Origin of the sequence: Pseudonocardia sp. (assembly GCF_025465255.1) — a bacterium.
Lineage (GTDB): Bacteria > Actinomycetota > Actinomycetes > Mycobacteriales > Pseudonocardiaceae > Pseudonocardia.
Genome location: NZ_JAODNI010000187.1, coordinates 1 through 6,592 on the forward strand (window position 1 = coordinate 1; position 6,592 = coordinate 6,592).

7 protein-coding genes are annotated in these 6,592 nt (G+C 71.8%); 4 read left to right on the forward strand and 3 right to left on the reverse strand.

All coding sequences use genetic code 11. The annotated features are described in order from the left end of the window. Positions 1–25: 25 nt before the first annotated feature. Together JWP64_RS22625 and JWP64_RS22630 are read right to left on the reverse strand one after the other, a co-directional pair. Positions 26–1,123 (reverse strand): quinone-dependent dihydroorotate dehydrogenase, encoded by a 1,098-nt coding sequence (locus tag JWP64_RS22625; RefSeq protein WP_297500542.1) that lies wholly within the window; start codon positions 1,121–1,123, stop codon positions 26–28. A gap of 7 nt (positions 1,124–1,130) precedes the next feature. Continuing rightward, positions 1,131–1,505: an RNA-binding S4 domain-containing protein gene (locus JWP64_RS22630; protein WP_297500544.1), complete on the reverse strand. Its 375-nt coding sequence runs from the start codon at positions 1,503–1,505 to the stop codon at positions 1,131–1,133. A gap of 80 nt (positions 1,506–1,585) precedes the next feature. On the opposite strand from JWP64_RS22630, the gene JWP64_RS22635 reads away from it, so the two are divergent. The 4 genes from JWP64_RS22635 to JWP64_RS22650 all read left to right on the forward strand — a co-directional run bounded on the left by JWP64_RS22635 (position 1,586) and on the right by JWP64_RS22650 (position 5,504). Then, entirely contained in the window at positions 1,586–2,515 is a 930-nt protein-coding gene (locus tag JWP64_RS22635) for a DMT family transporter (protein ID WP_297500547.1), read from the forward strand. Positions 2,516–2,536: 21 nt separating this feature from the next. Further along, complete coding sequence (locus tag JWP64_RS22640; protein WP_297500550.1) at positions 2,537–3,427, forward strand: diacylglycerol kinase family protein; 891 nt, start codon at positions 2,537–2,539, stop codon at positions 3,425–3,427. A 77-nt stretch (positions 3,428–3,504) separates the two neighbouring features. Further along, positions 3,505–3,708 carry a hypothetical protein gene (locus tag JWP64_RS22645; RefSeq protein WP_297500553.1) on the forward strand — a complete coding sequence of 68 codons (204 nt, stop codon included), beginning with the start codon at positions 3,505–3,507 and terminating at the stop codon, positions 3,706–3,708. A gap of 101 nt (positions 3,709–3,809) precedes the next feature. Continuing rightward, the gene (locus JWP64_RS22650; RefSeq protein ID WP_297500556.1) at positions 3,810–5,504 is read left to right on the forward strand and encodes a ubiquinol-cytochrome c reductase cytochrome b subunit; all 1,695 of its coding nucleotides are present in this window, start codon (positions 3,810–3,812) and stop codon (positions 5,502–5,504) included. 118 nt (positions 5,505–5,622) lie between these two features. Here the strand turns inward: JWP64_RS22650 and JWP64_RS22655 are convergent, their stop codons facing one another. Continuing rightward, a complete protein-coding gene (locus JWP64_RS22655) occupies positions 5,623–6,420 on the reverse strand; it encodes a fumarylacetoacetate hydrolase family protein (protein WP_297500559.1) in 798 nt (265 codons plus the stop codon). Positions 6,421–6,592 lie beyond the last annotated feature (172 nt).

A 6,592-nucleotide genomic window follows, 5' to 3' on the forward strand; every position in this document is an offset into this window, starting at 1 on the left:
CAGAAAACACCGGGACCGACCGGGGTTACGGCGCGTCGACGCCCACCGCGTCCGCCACCGAGGCGAAACCGTCACGACGCAGCAGAGCTGCGAGCTCACGGTTCACCCGCAGCGGCCACGTCCCGCCTCCGTAGATGAATCCCGTGTACGACTGCACCAGCGATGCGCCGGCGCGGATCCGGCGATAGGCGTCCTCACCGGTGAAGATGCCCCCCACGGCGATGATGGTGCGCTCCGGCCCGAGCCGGCCGCGGAGCCGCCCGACCACCGCCTGTGCGGCTTCGGCGAGGGGAAGGCCGGACACCCCACCCGCGCCCATGGCCTCGACCTCGGCCGCCGGCGTGCGCAGGCCCTCCCGGGACGTCGTGGTGTTCGTCGCGACGATTCCATCGAGGTCCAGCCGCACCGCCATGTCCGCGACCGCATCGATGTCGTCGTCGGCGAGATCCGTTGTGATCTTCACGAGAAGCGGGACCCGGGGCCCGGGGACGGCGGCGTCGAGCTCGTCCCGCACCGCAGCCAGCAGCGGCTCGAGCACCGTGACGTTCTGCAGGTCCCGCAGTCCCGGCGTGTTCGGGGAGCTGACGTTCACGACCATGTAGTCCGCGTGCGGGCCGAGGAGACGGGCGCTGCGCCGGTAGTCGTCGATCGCCCGGTCAGGGTCGACGATCTTGCTCTTGCCGATGTTCACACCCAGCACCGGCCGATCCGCCGGGGGCAGCGCCCGTAGCCGCGGCGCGACGGCGTCCGCCCCGGCGTTGTTGAACCCCATGCGGTTCACGAGCGCCTTGTCCTCCGGCAGCCGGAAGAGGCGCGGCTTGGGGTTCCCGGGCTGCGCGAGCGCGGTCACGGTCCCGATCTCGACGAACCCGAAGCCGAGCCGACCGAGCGCCACGGGGCCGTGCGCATTCTTGTCGAACCCCGCGGCCAGGCCGAGCGGGTTCGGGAAGTCCACCCCGAAGACCGTGCTGTGCAGGATCGGGTCCGCGGGGGTCAGCCGCGCGCCGATCCGCGGGCCGACGGGCGAGGAGCCGACGACCCCGCGGATGGCGCCGAACGCGACGCCGTGGATGAACTCCGCGGGAGTCCGCCGCAGGACGTGCCGGAAGAGCAGGTCGTACATGGCCCCATCATGACCCGGGCGGCCTGAGCACTCCCAACTGGTCGAGCATTCGGCGGTCCCGCTTGGTGGGGCGGCCCGCTCCCCGGTCCCGGGCGAACACCGGCAGGGCCCCGCGCGGCGGGGGCGGCGGGCTGTGGTCGACATAGCAGGTCTGCGCCTGCGGCGCCCCGACCCGCTTCTGGATCACATTCGTGACCTCGACGATCCGGGTGCGCTCGTGCATCCGGACGCGGACGGTGTCTCCGGCGGAGATGTTCGTCGCGGGCTTGGCCGGGCGGTCGTTGACCCGGACGTGCCCGCCGCGGCAGGCGGTCGCGGCCTCCGACCGGGTCTTGGCCAGCCTGACCGACCACAGCCAACGGTCGACGCGGGTGAACTCCATCGGACCATCGTGGCACCGGATCGTCGAGAAGACATCGACCCGGTCGGCATAGATGGGCGTCGGAAACGGTTGGCCGGGACGTGGCCGACTCCCCGCGGACGATCACCGCACCCGACCGGACCTGGCTCGTGGCGCTGGCCGCCGCGCTCTGGGGAACGGACGGGGTCCTGCGCGCGCCGCTCGCCGGTGCCCTGCCCGCCGCGACGATCGTGTTCTGGGAGCACATCGTCCCCGTCCTGCTGCTGATCCCGTTCGTCCCGTCCGCGGTCCGGGCGTTCCGCCGTGCGTCGGCCCGGGACCGCCTCGCACTCGTCGTCATCGGCCTCGGTTCCTCGGCCCTCGCGACCACCCTGTTCACCGCCGCGTTCGCGCTCGGGGATCCGGTCACCCCGCTCGTCCTGCAGAAGCTGCAGCCGCTCGTCGCGATCGCGGGGGCGGCGCTCCTGCTCGGGGAGCGGCTGCGTCCGGCGTTCTGGGTGTTCGCGGTCCCGGCCCTGGTCGGCGCGTGGTTGATGGCCTTCGCCGATCCCCTCGACGTCGAGGTCCGCGCCGCGGGCGCGGCGCTGTTATCCGTCGGCGCCGCGGTGCTGTGGGGATTCGGGACCGTGCTCGGCCGGATGGTCAGCGCGAACCTCGCAAGCCGGGACGTCACCGTGCTGCGGTTCGTGATCGGGCTGGTGGGCGCACTCGTCGTGCTCGGGGTCCAGGATGCGCCGATCGCCGTCACGGCGGCCCAGCTGCTGCCGCTCCTGCTGCTCGCGATCGTGCCCGGGCTGATCGCCCTGGTCCTCTACTACATCGGGCTGCGCAGCACGGCCGCCTCCCGCGCGACCCTCGCCGAGCTGGCCTTCCCCGCGACGGCGACCGTCCTGGGCGTCACCGTTCTCGGGACGTCCCTGAGCGCGACGCAGTGGGTCGGACTCGCGGTCGTCGCCGTCTCGGTGACGGCGCTCGGCCTCAGTGAGCGGGGTCGCTCGCCCGTCGTCCGCGCCCCGGCCGAACTCTCCTGAGAACGCGGCTATGGTGCGCGCGTGCCGCGTGACTTCGATTCCCTCGTGATCGTCTACAACCCGAACAGCACCGGGGACGCGCAGCAGCGTGCCGAGGAGCTGCGGAACGGGGTCGCGGAGCTCGCGCCGGACCTGGAGGTCCGGATGCGGCCCACCGAGTACGCCGGCCACGCCCGGGAGATCGCCCGGGACGAGGCGTCGTCCGGTGCCCCGCTCCTGGTGTCGGTGAGCGGGGACGGCGGCTACAACGAGGTCGTCGACGGTGTCATGCAGGCCGGGGACACGAAGGCGGCCGCCGCGGTGCTCGCCGCCGGCAATGCCAACGACCACCGGCGCGTAACGGCGGAACGCCCGCTCGTCGAGGCGATCGCGGCGGGCACCACGCAGAAGCTCGACCTGCTGCGCCTGACGGTCGGCGACGGCTCGGCCGACGGGGCCGCCCAGGTCCGGTACGCCCACTCCTACATCGGGCTCGGCATCACGCCGGTCGTGGCCGTCGAGCTCGAGCGCCGGGGGAAGGGGTCGTTCCGGGAGATCGTCACGACCGTCCGCGCGTTCTCGCGGTTCCGCCCCTTCGCGGTCCGGCTCGAGAACGGCGAGCGTCAGGAGTTCGACAGCCTGGTGTTCGCCAACATCGCCGAGATGGCCAAGTACGCGACGCTGAGCGAGGGCGAGCCGGACGACGGCCGGTTCGAGGTCGTGATGCTGCCGCACAAGAGCAAGTGGCGCGTCCTCGCGACCGCGGTCCGCGCCGCCGTCTCCGGGCTCGGGGACCAGCCGAGCGTGCGTGAGTACACGTTCTCCACCATCGATCCGATGCCCCTGCAGGTCGACGGCGAGCTGGTCGAGCTGGGGCCCGACGTCCCCGTCCGCGTCGACATCGCCCCGGGGGCGCTCATCACGGTCCGATGAACCGGCCCACGGGGCCGGTTTGCGCGCGGCGAGCCGAGGTAGTCCGGTACGGCTGAGGATCGCGAGGAGGACGAACCATGGAACGCGGTAGCGCCAAGCACAACCCCCGGATCGACGAAGAACTCGCCGACGGGGTCAGGGGTCGCCTGGGTGGCGCCGGCGGCCACCGCGAGGAGTGGGCCGAGGTCGAACCGAGGGCGGCGGCGGAGAACCGGATCGACCGGACCGAGCTGCCCCGCGAGCCCTCCGCGGCCCCCGCCGACGACGACGAGGCCGACTGAGCGGCCGCCTGCCCCCAGGATTCGCCGCGCGCATTGTCGGTGTGATGGGGGATACTCTCCGACGACCGGATCTCCCGTGCCGTCGACGGCAGGAGCGGACGATGAGCGCCATCACGACCCCCACGACGTCGTCGGGTGGGCTCGAGGCGAAAGCCGGGAAGGCCCTGGACGAACTGGACCAGCGCTACCACCCGGCAGGTGGTCTGCGCCGGCAGTTCAACAAGGTGTTCCCGACGCACTGGTCGTTCATGCTCGGCGAGGTCGCCCTCTACAGCTTCATCGTGCTGCTGGCATCCGGCACGTACCTGGCGCTGTTCTTCGACCCGTCGATGGCCGAGGTCGTCTACAACGGCCCGTTCACCAACATGCGCGGCGTGCACATGTCGCGGGCATACGAGACCTCGCTGCAGTTGTCCCTCGAAGTGCGCGGCGGCCTGTTCGTCCGGCAGCTGCACCACTGGGCCGCGCTGCTGTTCATGGCCTCGATGATCGCCCACATGTTCCGCACATTCTTCACCGGTGCGTTCCGAAAGCCGCGGGAGGCGAACTGGGTCATCGGCGTCGTCCTGACCCTCCTGGGCTTCTTCGAGGGCCTCACCGGCTACTCGCTGCCGGACGACCTGCTCTCGGGCACCGGCCTGCGGATCATGTCCGGCATCACGCTCACCGTCCCAGTGATCGGCACGTGGATGCAGTGGCTGCTCTTCGGCGGTGAGTTCCCGGGCACGGAGATCATCCCGAGGTTCTACATCGCGCACGTCTTCATCCTGCCCGGCATCCTGCTCGCACTGATCGGGATCCACGTCGGGCTGGTCTGGTACCAGAAGCACACGCAGTACCCGGGGCCGGGACGGACCGAGAACAACGTCGTCGGCGTGCGGATCCTGCCGGCCTTCGCGGCCAAGGGCGGGGCGTTCTTCGCCCTCACGGTCGGTGTCCTCGGGATCATGGCCGGGGTCTTCCAGATCAACCCGATCTGGAACCTGGGGCCCTACGACCCGGCGCAGATCTCCTCGGGGTCCCAGCCCGACTGGTACGTGCTCTTCACCGAGGGGATGGCGCGCATCTTCCCGCCGTGGGAGGTTTACCTGTTCGGCCGCTACACGATCCCGGCGGCGTTCTGGGCCACGGCGGCGTTCCTGCCAGTGCTCTATGTCATCGCGGCGATCTACCCTGCGGTGGAACGCAGACTGACCGGGGACAACGCGCTGCACAACCTGCTGCAACGGCCGCGGGACACCCCCGTGCGGACGTCGCTCGGGGCCATGGGGATCGCCTTCTACACCTGGCTGGTGCTCTCGGGCGTCAACGACTGGATCGCCTACTTCTTCCACGTCTCCCTCAACGCGACGACGTGGGCGGGCCGGATCGGGCTGCTCCTGGTGCCGCCGCTGGCCTACTGGGTCACGTACCGGATCTGCATCGGCCTGCAGAAGGCGGACCGCGCGGTGCTCGAGCACGGTGTGGAGACGGGGATCGTCCGCCGGCTCCCGCACGGCGAGTTCATCGAGCTGCACCAGCCGCTCGGTGGGGCGGACGCGGACGGCCACGCCGTCCCGTTGGCGTACCAGGGCGCACCCGTGCCGAAGCGGATGAACCAGCTCGGCATGGCGGGCACCGCGGTCTCCGGGTCTCTGCTGCGGCCGGACCCGGAGGACGAGGCCGCCGCGCTCGCCGAGGCGCGGGAACACGAGAGGGAGGCCGAAGGCCTCCGGAAGGCCGAGCACCTGCAGGTCACCGGCCGCCCGGACGGCGGACGCCCGGACCCGGGCCGGCCGAAGGACACGACGGACTGAGGTCCGCCTGAAGGCGCCGAAGTGCGGGTCGAGCGGTACGCGTACCGCTCGACCCGCACTCGCCGCGGCCGGGTGCACCTCGCCGCGCTGGAGCGGGGCGAGAGGTCCTCCCCGGCGTTCACCGTCTGAACGAGACCAGCACCTCGCCGAGGTCGCCGAAGTCCGCCCGGACCTCATCCCCCGGACCGATCCGGGGCGGGGTCGTGGTGGTCCCCGTCGTGACGATCTCCCCGGCGCGCAGCAGCGAGCCGAAGCGCGGAAGGTCGTCCGCGAGCCAGGCGAGCGCGGTGCGTGGGTCACCCAGGACGTTGCCGCCGGTGCCCTTCTCCACGGCTTCGCCGTTGATCCACAGGGTCGTTCCCCATGTGGACAACTCCAGCGCGCGCCAGTCCGGGATCTCCGGGCCGAGCACGAACAGCCCCGCGCACGCCGCGTCCGCGAGCAGTTGGGCCGAGCCGATGTGTCCGAAGTCCGCGAACCGCGAGTCCGGGACCTCGATCGCCAGGTGCAGCGCCGCAACGGCGTCGAGCACCTCCTCGCGGGACGCGCCAGCCGGGACGTCGCGCGCCATCCGGAACGCGAACTCGGCCTCGACGACCTTCATGTGCAGCGCGCCGGAGTCCAGCACGGCCCCGGGGTCGTGCCGGAACCGCTCGAACAACCGCCCGGGAAGCGGGCCGCCGATCCCGATGTGCGCCTGGCCGGCAGCGGAGGTCGCGGCGAGCTTCCAGCCATAGCCGGGGCCGGCGTGGCCGCCGAGCCGCTCCTGCACCGCCCAGCCGTCGTCCAGGTCCTCGGGGCGGACGTCGTCGGGGAGCGCGTCCAGGCGCTCCCCGCTCGTCCAGGCGTTCCAGATCAGTTCCGCGGCGGCGTCGGCCCGGGCGTGCTCGGTACCGGCCTCGTCATTGAGGGGCATGCCCTTGATCGTGCCATCGCGCTTGCCGTTGCGGACCCCTCCGATGGCCGGGAAATCACCGGTCGCCGGAGCGGAGCGCGGCCACGACGTCGTCGACGCGGGGGTCCGCGAGCAGCTCCTCGAGCGAGACGGGCAGCGGGAGCCGCCAGTTCGGGTACTCGTCGACGGTTCC

Coding starts and splice junctions, on each gene's coding strand:
- JWP64_RS22655 (WP_297500559.1), bottom strand. CDS start 6,420: ATGCCCCTCAATGACGAGGCCGGTACCGAGCACGCCCGGGCCGACGCC.
- JWP64_RS22645 (WP_297500553.1), top strand. CDS start 3,505: ATGGAACGCGGTAGCGCCAAGCACAACCCCCGGATCGACGAAGAACTC.
- JWP64_RS22650 (WP_297500556.1), top strand. CDS start 3,810: ATGAGCGCCATCACGACCCCCACGACGTCGTCGGGTGGGCTCGAGGCG.
- JWP64_RS22630 (WP_297500544.1), bottom strand. CDS start 1,505: ATGGAGTTCACCCGCGTCGACCGTTGGCTGTGGTCGGTCAGGCTGGCC.
- JWP64_RS22625 (WP_297500542.1), bottom strand. CDS start 1,123: ATGTACGACCTGCTCTTCCGGCACGTCCTGCGGCGGACTCCCGCGGAG.